This is a genomic window from Shewanella sp. SACH (assembly GCF_001887095.2).
GTDB classification, from domain to species: Bacteria; Pseudomonadota; Gammaproteobacteria; order Enterobacterales; family Shewanellaceae; genus Shewanella; species Shewanella baltica.
In genome coordinates this window covers 1-317 of the sequence record NZ_MPDG02000027.1, presented here as the reverse complement: position 1 = coordinate 317, position 317 = coordinate 1, and the positions used below count along the sequence as shown (strand labels likewise).

Sequence of the window (317 nt, the reverse complement as noted above, 5' to 3'; positions counted from 1 at the left end):
TGTATTAATGATTTGGTAAATCACTAAGTTTTAATTTGGAGCGACATATCGGGTTCGAACCGATGACCTATACCTTGAAAAAAAAGGTATCGCCATATCAAAACCACAACTGAGCTAATGTCGCATTTCACATTTTAAGACTGTGACAGTCTAGAATTTGGAGCGACATATCGGGTTCGAACCGATGACCTATACCTTGGCAAGGTATCGCTCTACCAACTGAGCTAATGTCGCATAATCTGTATTAATGATTTGGTAAATCACTAAGTTTTAATTTGGAGCGACATATCGGGTTCGAACCGATGACCTATACCTTG

General features: G+C 39.1%; 2 tRNA genes. Both read right to left on the bottom strand.

Annotated features, from left to right (window positions below):
• Positions 1 to 36: 36 nt before the first annotated feature.
• Positions 37 to 124: transfer RNA gene (locus BM607_RS21635), tRNA-OTHER, on the bottom strand.
• 34 nt (positions 125 to 158) lie between these two features.
• Positions 159 to 234: transfer RNA gene (locus BM607_RS21630), tRNA-Gly, on the bottom strand.
• Positions 235 to 317: the final 83 nt, after the last annotated feature.